Below are 20,873 nucleotides of genomic sequence, written 5' to 3' on the forward strand. Positions count from 1 at the left end.
CCGGCAGAAGGGAGCCCGGGCATCACCCTGCGGGCCATGACACCGGAGGACGTCGCCGCAGTCCACGCCCTGGAACAGCGGCTCTTCCCGGTGGATGCCTGGCCGCTGCAGATGTTCGTGGACGAACTGTCCCAGCCGGAGACCCGCAGCTATGTCGTCGCCGAGGGCGCCAGCGGGATTGTGGGCTATGCCGGGCTGATGTGCATCGAGCCCATCGCGGACGTCCAGACGATCGCCGTCGTGCCCGAATCGGAAGGGCGCGGCATCGGCAGCACCCTCCTGGCTGCCCTGATCGCCGAGGCCCGGCAGCGCCGGGCCGCCGACGTGCTGCTGGAGGTCCGCGCCGACAACCCCCGTGCCCAGCAGTTGTACCTGCGGTTCGGCTTCGAACAAATCCACGTGCGCCCGCGCTATTACCGCGACGGCGTGGACGCACTCATCATGCGGCTCCAGCTCAGCGGCGCACCCGCCGAGCAGACAAGTGTGGACCAGACCAACAAGGAAGCAGGCCAGCCATGAACCGCTCGCAGCCACTGGTGCTGGGGATCGAGTCGTCCTGTGACGAGACAGGCGTGGGGATCGTCCGCGGCACCACCCTGCTGACCAACACCGTCTCGTCGTCCATGGACGAGCACGTGCGGTTCGGCGGGGTCATTCCGGAAATCGCGTCCCGGGCGCACCTGGACGCCTTCGTTCCTACGCTGCAGGAGGCCCTGGACGATGCCGGCGTCGCGCTTGACGACGTCGACGCCCTCGCCGTCACCGCCGGGCCCGGCCTGGCCGGTGCGCTCATGGTGGGCGTCTGCGCGGCCAAAGCACTGGCCGTGGCCACCGGAAAGCCGCTGTACGCGATCAACCACTTGGTGGCGCACGTGGGGGTCGGGCTGCTCGACGGCGGGCCCGGCACCGCTGCGGCGACAGGTGCCGGGGCCGCCCCCAGGCTTCCCGAAAACCTCGGTGCCCTGCTGGTCTCCGGGGGGCACACGGAAATCCTGCGCATCAACAGCATCACGGACGACGTCGTGCTCCTCGGCTCCACCATCGATGACGCCGCGGGCGAAGCCTTCGACAAGGTGGCCCGCATCCTGGGACTCGGTTACCCGGGCGGTCCGGCCATCGACAAGGCGGCCCGGGAAGGCAATCCCAAAGCCATCCGGTTCCCGCGCGGCCTCACCCAGCCGAAGTACATGGGCACAGCGGAGGAACCCGGACCACACCGTTACGACTGGTCCTTCAGCGGTCTGAAGACGGCCGTGGCGCGCTGCGTGGAGCAGTTCGAGGCACGCGGTGAAGAGGTGCCCGTGGCCGACATCGCAGCGGCGTTCCAGGAGGCAGTGGTGGACGTGGTGTCAGCCAAGGCTGTCCTGGCCTGCCGGGAGCAGGGCATTCAGGACGTCCTGCTGGGCGGCGGCGTGGCGGCGAACTCCAGGCTCCGCGAACTGACCGGGCAGCGGTGCGCATCCGCCGGGATCAGGCTCCATGTGCCGCCGCTGGGCCTTTGCACGGACAACGGCGCGATGGTGGCTGCCCTGGGTGCCCAGCTGGTGATGGCAGGAGTGGCGCCGAGCGGTATCAAGTTCGCCCCGGACTCGTCACTGCCGGTCACCTCGGTCTCCCTCGGCGCCTAGAACCCGACGAGGCGGGGGTAGAGCGGGGCCAGGGGGCCAGGGGGCGGAGCCAGGGCAGGGTCAGGCGGTCGGGCCGCTGCGCATCTGGCGGACCAGGTCCAGGACCACAGCCTGCAGGTTGCCGCCGTTCTCTTCGGCCACCCGGCGCTGGCGCTGGTACCCGGCCCCGCGGCGGATGATCTTCTCGACATCGGCAAGTTCGTCCGAGCAGCGCAGCTTGGCGGCCACGGGCTCCAGCCGGTTCAGCGTCTCCAGCAGGTGGTCCGTGACCAGCTGTTCGCGGCCGGACGCGTCCAGGATGATGATGGCGTCCATTCCGTACCGGGCTGCGCGCCACTTGTTTTCCTGGACATGCCAGGGCTGCATGGTGGGGATGGTGCCCCCGTTGTCCAGGGTGGTGGAGAATTCGTCCACCAGGCACTGGGTCAGCGCGGCCACCGCTCCCACTTCTTCCAGCGTCGCCAGGCCATCGCAGATGCGCATCTCGATGGTGCCCAGGGCGGGCACCGGGCGGATATCCCAGCGGATCTCGGAGATGGTGTCGATGACCCCGGTGGTGAACATGTCCTGGACGTAGGATTCGTATTCCTCCCAGGTACCGAACTGGAAGGGCAGGCCGGCGGTGGGAAGCTGCTGGAACATCAGCGCACGCTGTGATGCGTAGCCGGTGTCCTCGCCGCCCCAGAACGGGCTGGATGCGGACAGCGCCTGGAAGTGCGGAAAGTAGTTGACCAGCCCGTCCAGCACCGGCAGCGCCTTTTCGCGGCGGTCCAGGCCAACGTGCACGTGCACCCCGTAAATGACCATCTGCCGGCCCCACCACTGGGTACGGTCGATCAACTTCGCGTACCGCGCCTTGTCCGTGACCGGCTGCAGCTGCGGCGGGCTGAACGGGTGGCTTCCGGCGCAGAACAGCTCCACGCCCATGGGATCGGTGATTTCACGGACGGCCGCCACGGAGCGGGCGAGGTCTTCCTTCGCCTCGGCGGCAGTTTCGCAGATGCCGGTGACCAGTTCCACCGTGTTGAGCAGCAGTTCCTGCTTGATGTGGGGGTGCTCATCGTCTTCGTTCAGCTCCGGGTGCCGGGCTGCGACGCCGCGGAGGACCTCGTTGGCCACGGAAGCCAGCTCGCCGGTCCTGCCGTCCACCAGCGCAAGCTCCCATTCAACCCCGAGGGTTGATTGCCGCGAAGCAGCGAAGTCGATCTCCACGCGTTTCCTCACTGTCCTGTTTGCCGCTGGCTGGTGCCGCTGACAGGCTGCTGCCGGCAGGCGAACGGATGGTTCCAGTCTAGTGCAGGGGTAGCATCGGAGTGATGGCCCCGTTCCAGCAGCACCGTGAGAGTCTTCACACCAGCGTCCGCGTCATTGCGGCGGCAGCCGCATCAGCACTCCTCATTTCGTGCGCGCCGGCCCCGGCACCCGGCCCGCCGTCGTCGGCCGCTTCCAGCCCCGCCGCGCCCTCCGAAACAGAACGCACGACGCCGGGCCCTGCCCCGTCCTCCCCGTCACCGGATCCTCGCTCCCGGCCCCTCGGCTGGGGACCCGAACAGCAGGACGCGGAGGCGGCCGCCGCCGCAGTCGCCGCGATGACACCAGAGGAAAAAGCCGGGCAGGTGATCCTGCCGTTCTTCACGGGCCGGGACGTGGAGGCCCACGCCAAGGTGATTGAGCGCCTGCACCTGGCCGGGTCCATCATCATGGGGGACAACGTCCCCGTGGACGCCGCCGGAGCGGTCAAGCCCGACGCCATGAGGGCTGTCAACCAGCGGCTCGCGAAGGCCTCTTCCGGGCGGCCCTGGCCCGGCATCATCGCCGTGGACCAAGAGGGCGGACAGGTCTCGCGCCTGGGCCGGCCGCTGACTGAATGGCCGTCTCCCATGAGCTACGGCGCAGCCGGAAACGGCGCGCTGGCCAGGCTGTCGGGGAAGGCACTGGCCTCGGAGCTGGCCCATCTCGGCTTCAACATGGACTTTGCCCCCGACGCGGACGTGACCATGGGGCCGAAAGATCCCACGATCGGTGCCCGGTCCTTCTCGGCGGACCCGGCCGTGGCAGCGTCCCTGTCCGTGGAGTTCTCCCGCGGCCTGCTCCAGGCGGGCATCCTGCCTTCCGCCAAGCATTTTCCGGGGCATGGTTCGGTCACCGCGGATTCGCACCTCAGCCTTCCCGTGCAGGGTGCCGGCCGTGCCCGGCTCGAAGCCCGCGACTGGAAGCCGTTCCGCGCAGCCGTGGAGGCCGGCGTTCCGATGGTGATGACCGGGCACATTGCTGTGCCCGCGCTCGAGTCCGGCGTCCCGGCGTCGTTGTCCAAGGCCACGTACGGCGCGCTCCGGGACTTCGGGTTCGACGGTGTGGCCGTGACCGACGCCCTGAACATGTCCGCTGTCAAGGGCAGATACCCGGACGGGCAGGCCGCCGTCCTGGCGCTGGCCGCGGGCGCCGACCTGCTGCTCATGCCCGCGGACGCGGCACAGGCCCACGCCGCCGTCGTCCAAGCCGTCACGAACGGCGTCCTTTCCGTGGAGCGCCTGGACGAGGCTGCCGTCCGCGTGGCCACCATGATGCACTGGCGCGGACGCATGGGTGCGCCTGCCGGAACACCGCCGGGCAGCGGGGCGGCCCTGTCTTCACGCGTCTCGGCCGCCGCCGTCACCGTCCTGGCTGGCAAGTGCCAGGGGCCGCTGGTCCCGGGTGCCGTGCGTGTGACGGGCGGGGCTCCCCGCGACCGGGCGCTGTTCGCCGCTGCGGCGGGGCGGGCAGGACTCAGGATGGGCTCAGGCCCGGTGGTGGACCTCGTGGGTTTCGGCGGCAGGCCGGGGAGGGGCGATATTGCGGTGGCGCTGGACGCACCATGGTCCCTCGCAGGGTCCCCGGCCCCGGTGAAACTGGCGATCTACGGCCGGACGCCGGGCGCCTTCGACGCGCTGGCAGCCGTGCTGGCCGGGAAGGCGACGGCCCCTGGAAAGCTGCCGGCCGCCGTCGGACGTTACCCGGCGGGAACCGGGTGCCCAACTAAGTAGCACCAAGTGTCGTTTTGGGGTATCAAAACGACACTTGGCGCTACCTAGTTGGGCCGGGGCGGGTTAAATGGTTCCGTGCCCATCCTGAATAAAGACATGACCCTCTGTATCTCACTGTCGGCGCGTCCCAGCAATAACGGGACCCGCTTCCACAACCACCTGTATGAGCAGCTTGGCCTGAACTGGATCTACAAGGCGTTCGCGCCGGCCAACCTGGAGCAGGCGATCGCCGGGGTCCGCGGCCTTGGCATCCGGGGCTGTGCCGTGTCCATGCCGTACAAGGAGGACGTGATCGCGCTGGTGGACCGGATGGATCCGTCCGCCTTGGCGATCGACTCGGTGAACACCATCGTCAACACCGACGGGCACCTCACGGCCTACAACACGGATTACACCGCCATCGAACAGCTGCTTGCCACCAACGCCGTGCCCACCGGCTACTCCGTGTTGGTGCAGGGCGCCGGCGGCATGGCCAAGGCTACGGTTGCCGCGCTGCGCGACGCCGGCTTCCGGAACGTCACTGTCGTTGCGCGGAACGAGGGGGCCGGGCGGGCGCTCGCAGAGCAGTACGGTTTCCACTGGCAGCCGGCGCTGGAGGGCGCCACCGCGGACCTCATCATCAACGTGACGCCCATCGGCATGGCCGGAGGCGTCGAGGCGGACGCGCTGTCCTTCCCGCAGGAAGCGGTCGACGCCGCCCGGCTGGTTTTCGACGTCGTGGCACTTCCGGCCGAAACACCGCTGATCCGGGCGGCCCGCGCTGCCGGCAAGCCGGTGATTACGGGGGCTGAGGTGGCCACCATCCAGGCACTGGAGCAGTTTGTGCTCTACACCGGCATCCGGCCCTCGCCGGAGCAGGTGCGCGCGGCCGAGGAGTTTATGCGGGCGCAGTAGCGGCGCCTACGCCGGTTCCACCACCACGGCCACCCGGTCCTCGCCGATGCGGGTCAGCACCAGGGTGGCGGTCTTCCCGGCTCCCTTCCGGGCAGGCTTGCCGGAGGGGAGCAGTTGTTTGCGCAGCTCTTCCGGGGTCACGGCCGTGCCGCGTTTCTTGATGTCCAGTACCGTGATGCCGGTGTCCTTCACCCAGGCCTTGAGCGCCTTGACGTTATAAGGCATGACCTCCAGGACCCGGTAGGCGCGCGCGAAGGGGTTGTCGACCAGTTCCGGCGCGCAGATGTAGGCGATGTGCTCGTCCACCAGGTGCCCGCCGAGCTGGAGCGCGACGTCGGCCACGAGCCCCGCACGGATCACAGCCCCGTCGGGTTCGTACAGGTAGCCTTCCACGGCTCCGACCGGCGCGTCCCGGCCTGCTCCGAAGTCCTCGCCGCTGGTTATTTCGGCCGCTCCCTGCGGACCAAGGACCAGTGCGGCGCGGCGGACGCCGGGACGGCTGACCGCGTTGAACCACAGCGTCACTTCGGTGACGTCGCCGCCCACGGAGACCCACTGGGCCTCGCAGCCAGCCGGCACGGACTCGTGCGGCATGCCCGGGCCCATCTTCACGCCCACCGCCTTGCCGGTGGCGGCCAGTGCCTCCACGAAGGACAGCGGAGGGGAGAAGGCCTCCGGATCCCAGATCCTCCGGGTGCCGGACGTGGAGGTGACCCGGCGCGCGGGATCCAGCCAGACGCCGTCGGCGTCCTCCAGGGATACCGCCGTGGCATCGGCGTGGACCACCGTTGCGTTGGGGAAGGGAATCAGGTTGACGGTGGCGCAGGCAGCGGTGGTTTCGTCCATCTCCACGGCGGTAACCGTGAGGTCCAGCGACGCCATGGCCAGGGAGTCTGCTCCGATCCCGCAGCCCAGGTCCGCCACGTGCCGGATTCCGGCGGCTGCGAAGCGCTCGGCATGGCGGGCAGCGACATTCAACCGGGTGGCCTGCTCCAGGCCGGCCTGGGTGAAGAGCATCCGCGCGGCGAACTCGCCAAACTTCGCTTCGGCCCGCGTCCGGAGCCGCGACTGGGTGAGGACGGCGGACACGAGCGCGGGGGAGTGGCCGGCCTTGCGGAGCGCTGCGTTCAGGTGGAACGACTCGTCCTCCCGGTACGGGCCCAGGGAGCCCAGCAGGTCCCAGCCTTCGGGGGTGAGCAGCGGCGCAATCTGGTCCTGGGGAGCTTCAGCCATGGGTTCCAGCCTAGTGGAGGAGCATCACGCCCGATGCCGATAGGGTTGATGGCATGAACGACGCAGCGGGTCCCCGGCAGGACGGAATGAACGGTTCAACGGGCAGCGGAGCCCCGCGTAGAGGACCGGCCCGGGTTGCCCGGCCGGTGCTCATCGCCGGCGCCACGGTGGCCGTGGTCTGCGTGGCGCTCCTGGTCATCATCTTCATGCTGGACGCGTTCAACGCCACCGTCTACTCCGTGGGCGGCAACAGCATCCAGGATGATACGCAGGAGGCCCAGGACATCCGCGGACTGTACACCGGTGCCCGCGTGGGCAGCATCGTGGTCCTGGTGGTGTCGCTCCTGGCGGCCGCCGCGGCCGCCGTCGTGCTTTACCGCGGACGCGGCGCGGGAGCAGGGGACGACGACGCCGACGAGGACGTCGACTTCGAGGACCTGGGCCGCTGAGGCCCGCCCTGCCGCTGCCCCACGCTGGTCAGGAGCACCCCTGAAATCACCAGGATACCGCCCAGCACCTGCGGCACCGTGATGGGCTGGCCCAGCAGCATCGTGATGATGGCGGTGAACACGGCAATGAGGTTGAGGTAATTTCCGGCATTTGCCGGCGTGGTGCGCTTCAGGGCGAGGTTCCACAACAGGTACGAGCCCAGCGATGGGAAGACCACGATGAATGCCAGGGACCATGCCTCGGCGGGAGCGGAGGGCAGGCCTGTGCCCGTGGCGGCCGCGATCGGAGCCAGGACGGCGGCGGCCATGGCCACCTGGACGGCGGTGGATGTGATGGCCGGAAGCGACTGCCGGCGGGCCAGGACCGTGTAGCCGGCCCACACCGTGATGGCGGCGAGGATCAGCAGTTCCCCGGCCTTCAGGGAGAACGTCAGCAGGCGGTGGAGCTCGCCGCCGGTGAGGACCAGCAGCACACCCGCCAGGCCCAGCGCTATTCCCAGCCAGCTGACCGGTGCCGGCCGGTCGCGGAAGAGCACTACGGCGAGGATCATGATCAGGGCCGGGTTGGCTGCGGTGACCAGCGAGGCATTCAGGGCGGAGGTGTGCCCCAGGGCGCTGTACAGCAGCAGCGTGTAGCCGGTCATTCCCAGGCAGCTGAGGAGGAGCAGGCGCGGCCACTGCCGCAGGACGGCGCGCCAGTCCGGCCGGTCGATGGCCTGGGCAAGGACCAGCAGCGGCAGCGCGGCCAGCGCCCAGCGCCAGAACGTCAGCTGGAGCGGGGCCATGGTCTCGACGGCGGCATGGCCCACCACGAAGTTGCCGGCCCAGAACAGGGTGGCCAGGGTCAGGTAAATGGCAGCTCGCACCGCTCAAATCTACAGGCCCCAGCGTCCGCCCGTGACGAAAATACTGGCACTCGCCTTGACCGAGTGCTAACCCGTGCATAGAGTCTTCATTAGCACTCTCCCCAGGTGGGTGCTAACACATGTAGAGCTGCCAGCCAGGCTGCTGCCGGCACCGCGACGACGGTTTGCCAGCCAGGGCGGGAAAGCTTTCCAGTCCACGAATTTGCTGACGAAAAGGAGAGGTCCGAGTGTCGGTCTCTATTAAGCCTCTTGAGGATCGTATTGTTGTCCGCCCGCTCGAAGCCGAGCAGACCACGGCTTCCGGCCTGGTGATCCCGGACTCCGCACAGGAGAAGCCCCAGGAAGGCGAAGTTGTTGCAGTAGGCCCCGGCCGCTTCGAAGACGGCAACCGCGTACCTGTTGACGTAGCCGTCGGCGACGTCGTCATCTACTCCAAGTACGGCGGAACCGAAGTCAAGACCGGTGGCACCGAGTACCTCGTGCTGTCCGCCCGCGACGTCCTGGCGATCGTCGTCAAGTAACCTCCGGATCCCCGTGCTGCCGGGTCGGCCTTCGGGCCGGCCCGTGGTGCGGGGTTTCTGTCTTTGAAAGGACACCACCATGGCAAAGCAGCTTGCGTTTGATGACGCTGCCCGCCGGGCCCTCGAGGCCGGCATCGATAAGCTCGCCAACACCGTCAAGGTGACGCTCGGTCCGCGCGGCCGCAACGTCGTCCTGGACAAGAAGTGGGGCGCGCCCACCATCACGAACGACGGCGTGACCATCGCCCGCGAAGTGGAACTGGACGATCCTTACGAAAACCTTGGCGCCCAGCTGGCCAAGGAAGTCGCCACCAAGACCAACGATGTTGCCGGTGACGGCACCACCACCGCCACGGTCCTTGCACAGGCGTTGGTTAAGGAAGGCCTGCGCAACGTTGCCGCAGGTGCGGCTCCCGGCCAGATCAAGCGCGGCATCGAGGTTTCCGTCGAAGCCGTCGCTGCCCGCCTGCTCGAGAACGCCCGCCCGGTCGAAGGCACCCAGGTCGCCAGCGTCGCCTCCATCTCCGCCCAGAGCGACGAGGTCGGCGAGCTCCTCGCCGAGGCATTCGGCAAGGTGGGCAAGGATGGTGTGATCACCATCGAGGAATCGTCCACCACTCAGACTGAACTGGTCCTCACCGAGGGCATGCAGTTCGACAAGGGCTACCTGTCCCCGTACTTCGTGACGGACGCCGAACGCCAGGAAGCCGTCCTGGAAGACGCGCTGATCCTGATCAACCAGGGCAAGATTTCCTCCGTGCAGGAATTCCTGCCGCTGCTGGAAAAGGCGCTGCAGAGTTCCAAGCCGCTGTTCATCATCGCCGAAGACGTTGACGGCGAGGCCCTGTCCACGCTGATCGTCAACCGCATCCGCGGCACCCTGAACGTCGTGGCTGTCAAGGCTCCGGGCTTCGGCGACCGCCGCAAGGCCATGCTGCAGGACATCGCCACCCTCACCGGTGCGCAGGTTGTCTCCCCGGAACTGGGCCTGAGCCTGGACACCGTGGGCCTTGAGGTGCTGGGCACCGCCCGCCGCATCACGGTCACCAAAGACAACACCACCATCGTGGACGGCGCCGGCTCCGCAGAGGACGTCGCCGCCCGCGTGGCGCAGCTCCGCGCGGAACTGACCCGCACGGACTCCGACTGGGACAAGGAAAAGCTCCAGGAGCGCCTGGCCAAGCTGGCCGGCGGCATCGGCGTCATCAAGGTCGGCGCTGCCACCGAGGTTGAGCTGAAGGAAAAGAAGCACCGCATCGAGGACGCTGTGTCCTCCACCCGCGCTGCCCTCGAAGAAGGCATCGTTGCCGGCGGCGGTTCAGCCCTGATCCACGCCCTGAAGGCCCTGGATGAGGACCCGGCCGTCCAGGCACTCGAAGGCGATGCTGCCGCTGCTGTGGGAATCGTCCGCCGCGCGCTGGTACAACCGCTGCGCTGGATTGCCCAGAACGCCGGCTTCGACGGTTACGTCATTACCGCCAAGGTTGCCGAACTCGAGACCAACCACGGCTTCAACGCCAAATCCGGCGAGTACGAGGACCTGATCGCCGCTGGCGTGATCGACCCCGTCAAGGTGACCCGTGCGGCGCTCCGCAACGCGGCCTCCATTGCCGCCCTGGTCCTCACCACCGAAACCCTCGTGGTGGAGAAGCCGGCCGAGGAAGACGAGCACGCAGGCCACAGCCACTGAGCCGTCAGCCAAGCTAGCAACACTCTGTAACGAAGAACCGGTCCGGCGTCAGCCGGGCCGGTTTTTCGTCTGCCCCTGTCCCGGTCGCCCCGTGGCAGACTGGTGCCCATGCTGCTCGACGAGCTCGTGAAAACCACTGATGCGGTCGCCTCCACACGATCCCGGACTGCCAAGATCGAAGCACTCGCTGGGCTGCTGGGCCGGCTCGAACCCACGGAAGTCGCCGCCGCCGTCGGCCTGCTCATCGCCAGGCCGCGGCAGGGGCGTGTGGGAGTGGGCTGGCGGGGAGTGTCGGCCGCCAAAGCAACGCCCGCGGCCGAACCGGGCCTGACCATCGCCGACGTCGATGCCGCCCTTGACGGCCTCCTCGGCAGCGTCGGAGCCGGATCCGCCGCGGAGCGCGCCACCACGCTCCGGTCGTTGATGTCGGCCGCAACCGCGCGGGAACAAGCGTTCCTTGCCGGGGTGCTCCTGGGTGAGCTTCGCACCGGTGCCCTGGAAGGCGTACTCATGGATGCTGTCGCCCGCGCCGCCGGTCGTCCCGTCGAAGCGGTGCGACGTGCCGCGATGCTCTCCGGCGACCTGGGCGGCACCGCCCTGCTGGCGCTCACCGGAACGGAAACCGGACTCAACGGGGTGGGGCTCGTCGTCGGACGCCCCGTGCAGCCCATGCTCGCCGCCACGGCCTCGAGCGTCGGCGCCGCCCTTGAGGCCACCGGGGAGGCTTCGGTGGAATACAAGCTCGACGGCGCCCGCATCCAGGTGCACCGGTCCGGCGATGAAGTACGCATCTACACCCGCACCCTGGCGGAAGTGACGCACCGTCTGCCCGAGGTGGCGGACCTGGTACGGAGCCTCCCGGTGCGCGACGTGATCCTCGATGGCGAAACACTCGCCTTGGGCGAGGACGGTGCGCCGCGGCCGTTCCAGGAGACCATGTCACGCTTCGGGGCGGACCAGGCGCGCTCCACGGTGCTGCATCCGTGGTTCTTCGATGTGCTGCACCTGGACGGCCGGGACCTGCTGGATGAGCCGCTGGCGGAGCGGCTCGCGGTCCTCGAGGGTATCGCGCCCGGTCACAGGATTCCCGGGCAGATCACAGCTGACCCGGCGGTGGCCGAAAACGTCTCGCGCCAGGCGCTCGCCGCCGGACATGAGGGGGTGATGGTGAAGGCAGTGGGCTCTTCCTACGCGGCCGGTCGGCGCGGGTCCAATTGGATCAAGGTCAAGCCCGTGCTGACGTACGACCTGGTGGTGCTCGCGTGCGAATGGGGGTCGGGGCGGCGGACAGGCATGCTGTCCAACCTGCACCTCGGCGCGCTCGATCCCACCGGCGAGTTCGGCGAACCCGGCAGATATGTGATGGTCGGGAAGACCTTCAAGGGCCTCACGGACGAACTTCTGCGCTGGCAGACGGAGCGGTTCCAGGAGATCGAGGTTCGGCGTACGGCAAGCACCGTCTGGGTGGAGCCGGTCACGGTGGTGGAAATAGCGATCGACGGCGTACAGCTGTCCACGCGCTACCCGGGCGGCATCGCCCTCCGGTTCGCCCGGGTCAAGCGCTATCGGGACGACAAATCGCCCGCCGAAGCGGACACCATCCAGACGCTGCGCGCCCTCCTCCGCTCCTGACGGGGAGCCGCTTTTCCCATGTGATGGTCCGGCCCGTTTAGGGGTCGGAGATCCATTTCGGCTAAACTTGAGGGCTTGTGATGGGCTCCGAAGGGTTATCCATGTCGAATCTCAGGACCACAGCAGCGCCGAACGAAGGCGCCATACAGCCGAAAAGCAGCCGCAAACCCGCGTTCCGCCCCGAGGTGCAAGGCCTGCGCGCCCTTGCGGTCCTCATGGTGGTGGCCTACCACGTTTGGCTGGGCCGGGTGTCCGGCGGCGTAGACGTCTTCCTCCTGATCTCGGCGTTCCTGCTGACCCTGTCGTTCGTCCGGAAGGCCGAGTCCGGCAGCCCGTTCCGGCTCGCCGCGCACTGGCTGCACCTGTTCAAGCGGCTGCTGCCCGCCGCCGTCGTGGTGATCCTCGGCGCGCTGGCAGGGACCTGGCTCTTCCTGCCGCAAAGCCGCTGGCCGGACATCCTGGACCAGGCCTGGGCTTCCCTCCTGTACCGCCAGAACTGGCTGCTTGCCGACACCGCCGTGGACTACTACGCCCAGGAGCACGCCGGCGCCAGCCCGCTGCAGCACTTCTGGTCCCTGTCGATTCAGGGGCAGGTCTTCATTCTCTGGCCCCTCATGCTGGCTGGCTGCGCCGCCCTTCTCCCGCTGCTGCGGCGACTTCCTGAGCGTGTCCCCGGTGCCCGACTGGCTGCTTCCCGCCTGACCTACCGCGGCCTGCTGGCGCTCGTGTTCGGAACCGTTTTTGCCGTCTCGCTTACCTATTCCGTGGAGCAGACGGCCACCAACCAGGCCTACGCATACTTCGACACCAGGACCCGGTTGTGGGAGTTTGCCCTGGGTTCGCTGCTGGCTTTGTCGCTGCCCTACCTGAAGCCGGGGAAGGCTGTCCGGGTCATCTTGGGCTGGGCAGGCGTCGCCGCGATGGTGGCCTGTGGACTCCTCCTCACGGTGGACCGCTCGTTCCCTGGGTTCGTTGCCCTGTGGCCCACCGTCGCCGCCGCCGCGGTCATTGTGGCAGGCAAGAGCGGCAGCCGGTTCGGGGTGGACAGGATCCTCAGCAGCCGGCCCCTGGTGGCGCTCGGGGACAACTCCTATGCCCTCTACCTGTGGCATTGGCCCATCCTGGTTCTTTCGCTCGCCGCCACGGGTGTGCAGGACCCCAACCTTTCGCAGGGACTGTGGATCGTGGGCGCATCCATTGCGTTGGCGGTGCTGACCACGCGCTTTGTGGAAAAGCCCCTTCGTGACTGGCACTGGCCGCAGCGTCGCACCTGGCGGAATGCCGTCGTAGTCGTTGCCTGCGGGGCCCTCCTGGCGGGCCCCGTGGCCGTCTGGCAAACCACGCTCAGTGCCGAGGAAAGCGCGACGGCGGCCCAGCCCAAGGAGCTCACGCCGGGTGCCGCTGCACTCAGCCCGGAGAACGTCGGCCAGCCCGTCCCGGAGGCACGGACCATTCCGGGGCCCACCGCGCTGGACAATGACTGGGCGGGTATCAGCGATCCATGCGTCGGAGACAACGCAACGGACGATCCCATCCTCGAGGGCTGCCGCCAGCAGCTGCCGGAGGGCCACATCACCAAGCGGATCGTGGTGCTGGGCGACTCCCACTCCCAGCAGTACCTGGCCGCGCTGGAGCCGCTGGCCGCCGAACGGGGTTGGCAGCTGGTCACCCTCCTGATGCCCGCCTGCCGTTTCGGCGCCGAGTCGGATGCGCGGAACGAGGAATGCAACGCCTATAACAGTGCCGCTTCCTCCTACGTCCTGGAGCATCGGCCGGATGCGGTCTTCACTGTTGCCTCGCTGACCCACGAGCTGGCGCCGTACGAGACGGACGTGCCCGGCTACCTGGAAGGCATCCGGCCGTTTGCGGATGCCGGGATCGAGATCATCGGGATCCGCGACAACCCACGGTTCACCTTTAACATGCCCGAGTGTGCCCAGCGCAGCGGCGCCGAGGCACCTGAGTGCAACCCGCCCCTGGGCGAATCCCTGGCGGAGCCGTCGCCGCTGGAGAATTACCGCGGCAAGGTCAAGGGCCTCCACCTGATGGACATGAGCGACTTTATCTGCGCGGATGGCGTGTGCCCGGCGGTGGTCGGAAACATCTACGTGTATAAGGATGACAACCACCTGAGCCGGACTTACGTGGAGAGCATGGCGCCCATGTTCAAGGAGCGGCTGCTCGCGGCCACGGGCTGGAAGTAGGCCGGATTCCGCGTAGCCCGGTGGGGTTGCTCACATCAGCTGTGCGGAATAGGGGGATCGGCCCCAAGGTTCTAATATTTACTCAACACTTCCTGCCCCGGACCTGCCCGCAGGCCCTGGACAGTGCCGACCTTCTGCACAGGCCAGTCCCGTAATGACGGGCTGGTCATCAGCTGCAACCCCTACCCGCCAGCAACCAAGGTAAGAGGCGCACTCATGACCGAGCCCGAACACAACCCATTTGGCTTCATTGGCCTGACCTACGACGACGTCCTGCTGCTTCCCGGCCACACCGACGTCATCCCGTCCGACGCCGACACCTCCTCCCGGATTTCCAAGCGGATCACGGTCCAGACCCCGCTGCTGTCGGCAGCGATGGACACCGTCACCGAATCCCGGATGGCCATTGCCATGGCCCGCCAGGGCGGCCTCGGTGTGGTGCACCGCAACCTTTCCATCGCGGACCAGGCGGACCAGGTGGACCGGGTTAAGCGCAGCGAATCCGGCATGATCACCAACCCGCTGACTATCCGTCCCGAGGCCACGCTGCGGGAGCTGGACGACCTGTGCGCGCAGTACCGCGTGTCCGGCCTGCCCGTGGTGGACCAGGACAACCGGCTGCTGGGCATCGTCACCAACCGGGACACGCGGTTCGTTCCGGAATCGGATTTCCCGCTCCGGCTGGTCAGCGACGTCATGACCAAGATGCCCCTGGTCACCGGACATGTGGGCATCAGCCGTGAGGAAGCCTCGCACAAGCTGGCCACCAACAAGATCGAGAAGCTGCCGCTGGTGGACGACCAGGGCCGCCTTAAGGGCCTGATCACTACCAAGGACTTCACCAAGGCTGAGCAGTACCCGCTGGCCACCAAGGATGACGAAGGCCGCCTCCGCGTGGGTGCCGCCATCGGCTTCTTCGGCGATGGTTGGGAGCGCGCCATGGCACTGGTTGACGCCGGCGTGGACGCACTGTTCGTGGACACGGCCAACGGCCACTCCCAGGGCGTGCTGGACATGATCCGACGGCTCAAGTCGGACCCCGTCGCTGCCCACGTGGATGTCATCGGCGGCCAGGCGGCCACCCGTGAAGGCGCCCAGGCACTGATCGATGCCGGTGCGGACGGCATCAAGGTGGGCGTCGGCCCTGGCTCCATCTGCACCACCCGCGTGGTGGCCGGCGTCGGCGTGCCGCAGATCACCGCCATCTACGAGTCCGCCAAGGCAGCGATTCCTGCCGGAGTTCCCCTGATTGCCGACGGCGGCCTGCAGTATTCGGGCGACATCGGCAAGGCGCTGGTCGCTGGAGCCGACACCGTCATGCTGGGTTCCCTCCTGGCCGGCTGCGACGAGTCCCCGGGCGAGTTGATCTTCGTCAACGGCAAGCAGTTCAAGTCCTACCGCGGCATGGGATCGCTGGGCGCCATGCAGTCCCGCGGCAAGAACACGTCCTACTCCAAGGACCGCTACTTCCAGGCCGACGTCTCCGGCGATGACAAGCTCATCCCCGAAGGCATCGAGGGGCGCGTGGCCTACCGTGGGCCGCTGGCCTCCGTGGCGTACCAACTGGTGGGCGGCCTTCGCCAGACCATGTTCTACACCGGAGCACCCACGGTGTCGGAGCTCAAAGCGCGCGGCAAGTTTGTCCGCATCACCCCGGCAGGCCTGAAGGAATCGCACCCGCACGACATCCAGATGACAGTGGAGGCGCCGAACTACGGTTCGCGCTGACCCTGTTCCGGCCTACACCGAAGGGGCCCGCTTCCGCTGGAAATCCAGCCGAAGCGGGCCCCTTCGGCATGGTCAAGTAAAGTGGTCACGTGACTTACGAGATCGAGATCGGCCGTGGCAAGCGTGGGCGTCGTGCCTACTCCCTGGATGACATTGCAATCGTCCCCAACCGTCGCACCCGCGACCCCAAGGACGTCTCCGTCTCCTGGCAGATTGATGCCTACCAGTTCGGCATGCCGGTAATCGGCGCTCCGATGGACTCTGCAATGTCTCCGCAGACGGCCATCGCGCTGGGCCGTCTCGGCGGACTCGGTGTCCTGGACCTCGAAGGCCTCTGGACCCGCTACGAGGATCCGCAGCCCGTCCTGGACGAGATCGCGCAGCTGGAGGATGAGACCAACAGCCCCGCCGTGACCCGTCGGATGCAGGAACTCTATAAGGCACCCATCCAGCCTGAACTGATTACCTCGCGCCTTGCGGAAATGCGCGACGCCGGCGTGACGGTAGCGGGGTCGCTCACCCCGCAGCGCACCCAGGAGCACTACAAGACCGTGGTGGCCGCCGGCGTCGACATCTTTGTCATCCGCGGCACCACCGTCTCCGCCGAACACGTGTCCAAGGACCACGAGCCGCTGAACCTCAAGCAGTTCATCTACGAACTCGACGTTCCCGTGATCGTGGGCGGCGCGGCCGGCTACACCCCCGCCCTGCACCTCATGCGGACCGGCGCTGCCGGCGTCCTGGTCGGTTTCGGCGGCGGCGCCACTACCACCACCCGCCGCGCCCTCGGCATCCACTCGCCCATGGCATCCGCCATTTCTGACGTTGCTGCCGCACGCCGCGATTACATGGATGAGTCGGGTGGGCGGTACGTCCACGTGATTGCCGACGGCGGCATGGGCACCTCGGGCGACATCGTCAAGGCCATCGCCATGGGCGCCGACGCCGTCATGCTGGGCAGCGCCCTCGCCCGCGCCGAGGAAGCACCCGGTAAGGGCCGGCACTGGGGACAGGAAGCGCACCACCTGGAACTTCCCCGCGGCGACCGCGCCAACGTGGGCACTGTGGGACCGCTCGAGGAAGTGCTGTTCGGGCCGGGGCACCACACAGACGGCACGTCCAACCTTATCGGCGCACTGCGCCGTTCCATGGCGACCACAGGCTACTCGGACCTGAAGGAATTCCAGCGCGTCGACGTCGTGGTTTCCCCGTACCAGGGGAACTGACGCAGCGGAGGCCACAAGCGCCCCGGAAACAAGTAGTGTGGGTTTACTACCGGCACTAGGGTACTGGAGGCGTTCCATGCAGACTGTCCGCGGAAACGGCGGGACACTGGGTCCCGAAGCCAGGGAAGCTGCCATCCAGCGGCTGCGCGAGACGGCGCAGCCCGGCAGGGAACTGGACATCCTCATCGTCGGCGGCGGCATCGTGGGTGCCGGTGCCGCGCTCGACGCCGTGACCCGCGGACTCAGCGTGGGAATCGTCGAAGCGAACGACTGGGCTGCAGGCACCTCATCGCGCTCGTCCAAACTGATCCACGGCGGCCTGCGCTACCTGGAAATGCTGGACTTCGCGCTGGTCAAGGAAGCGCTCCAGGAGCGGGGACTGCTGCTCTCCGAACTTGCCCCGCACCTGGCCAGGCCGGTCCCCTTCCTCTACCCCCTGACCAAGCCGTTCATCGAGCGGCCCTACGTCGGTGCGGGCATCGCCCTGTATGACGCCATGTCCGTCTCCAGCGGCCACAGCAGGGGAGTGCCCTTCCACAAACACCTGACCCGGCGCGGGACACTGCGGGCAGCACCCAGCCTGAAGGACGACGCCTTCGTGGGAGCCATCCGGTACTACGACGGCCAGGTGGACGACGCCAAGTACGTGGCCAACCTGGTCCGGACGGCCGCGCATTACGGTGCGCACGCCGTCAACCAGATGGCGGTCGTTGACTTCCTGCGCGAGGGGGAACGGGTGGTCGGCGCCAAGGTGGCCAACCACGAGGACGGGTCGCAGTTCAACATCCGCGCCAAGCAGGTCATCAATGCCACTGGTGTCTGGACCGACGAAACCCAGGCCATGGTCACTGAACGCGGCCAGTTGAAGGTGCGCGCGTCCAAGGGCATCCACCTGGTGGTACCGAGGGACCGCTTCCAGTCCACCGTTGGCCTCATCCTCCGCACGGAAAAATCGGTGCTTTTCGTCATCCCCTGGGGCAGGCACTGGATCATCGGCACCACGGACACCGAATGGAACCTGGACAAGGCCCATCCGGCCGCATCCAGCAAGGACATCGACTACATCCTGGAGCACGTGAACCGGGTGCTGAAGCGCCCCCTCACCCGCGAGGACGTCGAGGGGGTGTATGCCGGACTCCGGCCCCTGCTGGCCGGCGAGAACGACTCCACCGCCAAGTTGTCCCGCGAACACGTGGTGGCCCACCCCGTTCCCGGCCTGGTGGTGGTGGCCGGCGGAAAGTGGACCACTTACCGCGTGATGGCCAGGGATGCGGTGGATGAGGCCACGCGGACCCTGGACGAGCGGGTGCCGCCCAGCTGTACCGAGACCATCCCGTTGCTGGGTGCCAGTGGATTCCGGGCCGCCTGGAACCGCAGGAACCGCACGGCAGCGGAATCCGGAGTGCATGTGGCCCGGATCGAGCACCTGCTCAACCGGTACGGCTCACTGACGCCCGAAGTCCTGGCCCTGATCGAGGAAAGCCCTGAACTGGCGGAGCCACTGCCCGGCGCAGACGACTACCTGCAGGCTGAGGCGGTCTACGCGGCCACGCATGAGGGTGCCCGGCACGTCCAGGACGTCCTGACCCGGCGCACCCGGATCTCCATCGAAGCGTGGGACCGCGGCGTCTCCGCGGCGCCGGTTGTCGCTAAACTGATGGGTGACGTCCTGGGCTGGAGCGAAGCGCAGCGCGAAAACGAAGTCCGGCACTACATCGCCCGCGTGGACGCCGAGCGCCTGAGCCAGCAGCAGCCTGACGACGAGTCAGCGGATGCCGCCCGCCTGGGCGTGGAAGACATCGTCCCGCTTCGCTGAGGGGCCGGCCGCACCAGCTTTTGCCGACTGAAGGGATACGCCTTGGCGGAACCACTAGACCGCTACGATGCCCACCTCACCACTCCCGGGATGGTCATCCTGGAACTGGACGCAACCGATAAGGAAGACGCCGCCGCCCAGTTGGCCCAGCGACTGTTCGACGCCGGCCGGGTGTCTGACCTGGACGGATTCCTCCGTCACGTCAATGCGCGGGAGCACCAGTTGGCCACCGGCCTGCCCGGCGGCATAGGACTGCCGCACGCCCGCAGCGAGTTTGTCTCCCAGACTTCCATCGCGGTGGGCATCACCAAATACGGCCGGGCCCTCGACTTCGGGGCCGCGGACGGCCCCGCCACCGTCGTCCTCCTCATTGCCACCCCGGCCAGCTCCTTCTCGGACCACCTCGAGGTGCTGGCCACGCTGGCGCGCTCCCTCTCCAAGGAGTCCTTCCGCGAATCCCTGCGCCGCGCCTACGACGCAGAGGTCATCGCCGAACTGATCAACTCCAGCCTGGTATTCTTCGACCACTGACGCTGCCCGGGCTCCTCCCGTTTAGTTGTTCTACAGGAGAACGAAGTACGGTTAAGAGGTGTGGAAAACAGCTCTTAAACCCCGATGGATCGCGGGCTTTGTGTTCGCCATTGCCATCTCCGGGGTCTTTGTGCTGCTCAGCCAATGGCAGTTCGGCCGCTCCACGCAACCCGAGGTCGTGGACAACCCGGCCACCGAGCAGGTCCGGCCCCTGACCGGCACCATCCGGCCCGGCGAGTTCTTTCCGGGCAGCCAAGCGGACCAGATGGTCAGCGCCCGGGGAACGTACGACCCCCGCCGGCAGGTCCTGGTCCCGGACCGCCTGAAGGGTGGCAAACCCGGGTACTGGGTGGTCGCGGCCTTTGCCGTGGACGGCGCACCCCGCCTCAGCGGCGCAGCCGCCACGCCGGCCACCTGGATCCCGGTGGCCCGCGGATGGGTGGCCGATCCCGGTGATGCGGCAGCACCGCCGTCGGGCGTCATTGAACTGACCGGACGCCTCCTGCCCTCCGAAGCGCCCTTGGCCGGAGTGGCGCCCCGGCACGGTGAGGCAACCGCAGTATCGGTGGCCGAGCTGATCAACGACTGGGAAGTCAGCAGCTACCCGGGCTTCATCGCGGCCTCGGCCGAAATGGCCGGCGGCTCGGACGTCAGTGCCGCGGCCGTCAACGGTCCACTGCTTCCGCTGGAGATCGGCCCCCAACCGCCCGCGCAGAAGATCAACTGGCTGAACCTGTTCTACTCGCTCGAATGGGTGGTATTCGCCGGCTTCGCTCTCTTCATCTGGTGGCGCCTGGTCAAGGACGATTACCAGCGGGACCTCGAGGACGCCCTGGACCACGCGCATGCAGGCCCCCCGGCCTCCCCTGACCAACCACAGCAAAAGGCAGACCAATGATCGATCCCAAACCGGCAACCCCCGCCCAGGACGCAGCCACCGCGGCCGGCCGCAAGAAGCGCTTTGGCGGCACCGAGGCCCAAATCCGCTCGGCGCTGAAGTTCTACAAGGTGCTGGCCTACCTGACCGGCGCCATGCTGCTGCTCCTGTGCGCGGAACTGGTGGCCCGCTACGGCTTCGGACAGTACCTCTTTGCGGGCGGCACCAACGCGGTGACCGGCGAACCGTTCGGCTTCGGTTTCGCCGACGCCGAACCCAAGGGAGTGGTCGGCGGGCTGAACCTTTCCGTTACGGTGCTCATCGTGCACGGCTGGATGTACGTGGTGTATCTGATTTCCAACTTCCGGCTGTGGGCCCTGATGCGCTGGCCGTTCCTGAAGCTCGTCCTGCTGGCGCTGGGCGGCGTGGTGCCGTTCCTGTCCTTCATCGTGGAAAAGAAGTTCCACGCCGAAGTCGAGGCTGAATTGGCGGCGAACCCGCAGGCGCCCCGGAGGTACTGACCGGGCGTTCGCTGCGTCACAGCGGGGCCCCTCG

Annotated in this window: 18 protein-coding genes; 15 read left to right on the top strand and 3 right to left on the bottom strand. The window is 67.7% G+C overall.

The genetic code is table 11. The features are described from left to right. Positions 1-36: 36 nt before the first annotated feature. Together rimI and tsaD are read left to right on the top strand one after the other, a co-directional pair. A complete protein-coding gene (rimI, locus tag ACFWIX_RS03630) occupies positions 37-519 on the top strand; it encodes a ribosomal protein S18-alanine N-acetyltransferase (protein ID WP_377214924.1) in 483 nt (160 codons plus the stop codon). Beyond that, positions 516-1,628 (top strand): tRNA (adenosine(37)-N6)-threonylcarbamoyltransferase complex transferase subunit TsaD, encoded by a 1,113-nt coding sequence (tsaD, locus tag ACFWIX_RS03635; protein ID WP_377214727.1) that lies wholly within the window; start codon positions 516-518, stop codon positions 1,626-1,628. The genes rimI and tsaD overlap by 4 nt, the downstream gene beginning before the upstream one ends. A gap of 60 nt (positions 1,629-1,688) precedes the next feature. Here tsaD and ACFWIX_RS03640 read toward each other — a convergent pair whose 3' ends face one another. Next, positions 1,689-2,840: a glutamate--cysteine ligase gene (locus tag ACFWIX_RS03640; protein ID WP_377214728.1), complete on the bottom strand. Its 1,152-nt coding sequence runs from the start codon at positions 2,838-2,840 to the stop codon at positions 1,689-1,691. A gap of 377 nt (positions 2,841-3,217) precedes the next feature. On the opposite strand from ACFWIX_RS03640, the gene ACFWIX_RS03645 reads away from it, so the two are divergent. After that, entirely contained in the window at positions 3,218-4,651 is a 1,434-nt protein-coding gene (locus ACFWIX_RS03645; RefSeq protein WP_377214925.1) for a glycoside hydrolase family 3 protein, read from the top strand. A gap of 75 nt (positions 4,652-4,726) precedes the next feature. After that, positions 4,727-5,545 carry a shikimate 5-dehydrogenase gene (locus tag ACFWIX_RS03650; RefSeq protein WP_377214729.1) on the top strand — a complete coding sequence of 273 codons (819 nt, stop codon included), beginning with the start codon at positions 4,727-4,729 and terminating at the stop codon, positions 5,543-5,545. A 6-nt stretch (positions 5,546-5,551) separates the two neighbouring features. Here ACFWIX_RS03650 and ACFWIX_RS03655 read toward each other — a convergent pair whose 3' ends face one another. Then, positions 5,552-6,778: an SAM-dependent methyltransferase gene (locus ACFWIX_RS03655; protein WP_377214730.1), complete on the bottom strand. Its 1,227-nt coding sequence runs from the start codon at positions 6,776-6,778 to the stop codon at positions 5,552-5,554. A 53-nt stretch (positions 6,779-6,831) separates the two neighbouring features. On the opposite strand from ACFWIX_RS03655, the gene ACFWIX_RS03660 reads away from it, so the two are divergent. Beyond that, a complete protein-coding gene (locus ACFWIX_RS03660; protein ID WP_377214731.1) occupies positions 6,832-7,227 on the top strand; it encodes a hypothetical protein in 396 nt (131 codons plus the stop codon). Here ACFWIX_RS03660 and ACFWIX_RS03665 read toward each other — a convergent pair. Then, entirely contained in the window at positions 7,152-8,093 is a 942-nt protein-coding gene (locus ACFWIX_RS03665; RefSeq protein ID WP_377214732.1) for a DMT family transporter, read from the bottom strand. The two genes, ACFWIX_RS03660 and ACFWIX_RS03665, sit on opposite strands and share 76 nt — an antisense overlap. 227 nt (positions 8,094-8,320) lie before the next feature. Here ACFWIX_RS03665 and groES point away from each other — a divergent pair, with 227 nt between their 5' ends. The 10 genes from groES (at position 8,321) to ACFWIX_RS03715 (ending at position 20,839) form a co-directional block, all read left to right on the top strand. Further along, positions 8,321-8,614 (top strand): co-chaperone GroES, encoded by a 294-nt coding sequence (gene groES, locus ACFWIX_RS03670; protein WP_003805290.1) that lies wholly within the window; start codon positions 8,321-8,323, stop codon positions 8,612-8,614. 79 nt (positions 8,615-8,693) lie between these two features. Next, positions 8,694-10,304: a chaperonin GroEL gene (gene groL / locus ACFWIX_RS03675; protein WP_377214733.1), complete on the top strand. Its 1,611-nt coding sequence runs from the start codon at positions 8,694-8,696 to the stop codon at positions 10,302-10,304. 108 nt (positions 10,305-10,412) lie between these two features. Beyond that, positions 10,413-11,936, top strand: coding sequence for an ATP-dependent DNA ligase (locus ACFWIX_RS03680; protein ID WP_377214734.1), 1,524 nt, complete (start codon positions 10,413-10,415; stop codon positions 11,934-11,936). Positions 11,937-12,037: 101 nt separating this feature from the next. Beyond that, positions 12,038-14,140 (top strand): acyltransferase family protein, encoded by a 2,103-nt coding sequence (locus ACFWIX_RS03685; RefSeq protein WP_377214735.1) that lies wholly within the window; start codon positions 12,038-12,040, stop codon positions 14,138-14,140. Positions 14,141-14,356: 216 nt separating this feature from the next. Next, a complete protein-coding gene (guaB, locus tag ACFWIX_RS03690) occupies positions 14,357-15,868 on the top strand; it encodes an IMP dehydrogenase (protein WP_377214736.1) in 1,512 nt (503 codons plus the stop codon). An 89-nt stretch (positions 15,869-15,957) separates the two neighbouring features. Then, a complete protein-coding gene (locus tag ACFWIX_RS03695) occupies positions 15,958-17,094 on the top strand; it encodes a GuaB3 family IMP dehydrogenase-related protein (protein ID WP_377214737.1) in 1,137 nt (378 codons plus the stop codon). Between the two features lie 76 nt (positions 17,095-17,170). Further along, positions 17,171-18,910 (top strand): glycerol-3-phosphate dehydrogenase/oxidase, encoded by a 1,740-nt coding sequence (locus tag ACFWIX_RS03700; protein ID WP_377214738.1) that lies wholly within the window; start codon positions 17,171-17,173, stop codon positions 18,908-18,910. Between the two features lie 42 nt (positions 18,911-18,952). Then, on the top strand, positions 18,953-19,441 hold the full coding sequence (locus ACFWIX_RS03705; RefSeq protein WP_377214739.1) for a PTS sugar transporter subunit IIA: 489 nt from the start codon (positions 18,953-18,955) through the stop codon (positions 19,439-19,441). 58 nt (positions 19,442-19,499) lie between these two features. Beyond that, a complete protein-coding gene (locus ACFWIX_RS03710) occupies positions 19,500-20,339 on the top strand; it encodes an SURF1 family protein (protein ID WP_377214740.1) in 840 nt (279 codons plus the stop codon). Then, a complete protein-coding gene (locus ACFWIX_RS03715) occupies positions 20,336-20,839 on the top strand; it encodes a DUF3817 domain-containing protein (protein WP_377214741.1) in 504 nt (167 codons plus the stop codon). Before ACFWIX_RS03710 ends, ACFWIX_RS03715 begins: the two co-directional genes overlap by 4 nt. Positions 20,840-20,873: the final 34 nt, after the last annotated feature.

This window comes from Pseudarthrobacter sp. NPDC058362 (assembly GCF_042723515.1).
Taxonomy (GTDB): domain Bacteria; phylum Actinomycetota; class Actinomycetes; order Actinomycetales; family Micrococcaceae; genus Arthrobacter.